Source organism: Flavobacterium pectinovorum (assembly GCF_022802975.1).
In the GTDB taxonomy this organism is placed as follows: Bacteria; Bacteroidota; Bacteroidia; order Flavobacteriales; family Flavobacteriaceae; genus Flavobacterium; species Flavobacterium pectinovorum_B.
The window spans coordinates 1-1,444 of record NZ_JAFEVZ010000032.1; the positions used below are offsets into that span (position 1 = coordinate 1).

Sequence of the window (1,444 nt, forward strand, 5' to 3'; positions counted from 1 at the left end):
TAGAGTGCACCCAAAAGTTTAGACGAATTTATAATTAAATTTGATAATAATGAGCTCGATATTGTATCGGGCTCATTCCTTTTAGATTTAGTTTTATTCTTTCATTGTTGTAATATTCTATATACTCTATGATTTGTTGTTTTAAGTGTTTTATGTCTTTAAATTTCATAAGGTAATATAGCTCTGACTTTAATATCCCAAAGAAATTCTCTATCACTGCATTATCAAGACAGTTTCCTTTTCTTGACATACTCTGTTTGATTCCTTTGTCTTTAAGCATTAATTGATATTGTTTCATTTGATATTGCCAGCCTTGATCTGAGTGTAATATCAAATTTGTATTATTTGGTATTTTCCTGAAAGACTTTTTAAGCATATTGCTTATCTGATTGAAATGAGGTCTCTCGGATAGTTCATAACTAATTATTTCTCCATTAAATAAATCTATAATTGGAGAGAGATATAATTTATTGCCAGAAACACTAAATTCTGTAATATCTGTGGCCCATTTTTCATTGGGTTTTAAAGCCTTAAAATTACGCTTCAATAAATTTGGAGCGATCTTTCCTTGTTCTCCTTTATATGATTTGTATTTCTTTATTCGGATTAAACTTTTTAGTCCTAAAATTTTCATCAATCGCAGTATTGTTTTATGATTAATTATAATTCCTTTTAGCCTAATTAAGAAAGTGATACGCCTGTAACCCAATCTGCCTTTATGATGATTGTAAATCTGCTTGATTAGTTCTTTTACATTATGATATTTATCTGTTAACTGATCTTTTTTTTCATAGTAATAATATGTACTTCTGACCATATTCATACAATTTAGCAAAAGGTCTAAATCATATTTATGCCTTAATTCCATTATGGTTTGAGCCTTTTGTTTTGATTGGCTTGTTCGGCTTGAACTAAGGCATTGAACTTTTTTAAGATTTCGTTCTCAGCTCGTAAATACTCCAATTCTTTTAAAAGTTCTTCCTCTCTAGTTAAAGGTTTATCTGTTTTGCGTTGCTTTCTTTTAAAATTCATAGCTTTCGGTCTGCCTTTTGGCTTTAGTTTTAAACCTGTTAAACCATCTTTTTCATATTGCCTCTGCCAAGTCAGTATTGTTGACCTTGCTGGAATATTGAAAAGTAAACAGGTTTTACCCAAAGATAAAGTCTTATTTTCAATAGTTTGCAATACTTTTAGCTTAAAATTTAGACTGTATTTTGTGTTTCTAACTTTTGGCAAAAGACCTTCATTACCAAATTTAAGATAAAAACTAATCCATTGCTTTAGACTAGTATTAGTTACGCCTCTATTAATGGCTACACTAGTTAAAGGTCGATGTTTTTTTAAAACTTCTTCTACACAGAGAAGCTTAAACTCATATGAATATTTGACTTTTCGTTCCATAAAAATGCCCCCAAATAGTGTCTAACTTTTTGGGGGCAGTTCA

The 1,444-nt window shown here is 29.8% G+C and carries 1 protein-coding gene; it reads right to left on the minus strand.

Annotation, left to right across the window (positions count from 1 at the left end):
- Positions 1 to 34 precede the first annotated feature (34 nt).
- Positions 35 to 1,401, minus strand: a protein-coding gene (locus tag FLV_RS19860) for an IS3 family transposase (protein WP_243236495.1) whose coding sequence is annotated in 2 segments (ribosomal slippage) — positions 35 to 936 and positions 936 to 1,401 — 1,368 coding nt in all. Because the reading frame shifts where the segments join, the coding sequence is not laid out codon by codon here.
- Positions 1,402 to 1,444 lie beyond the last annotated feature (43 nt).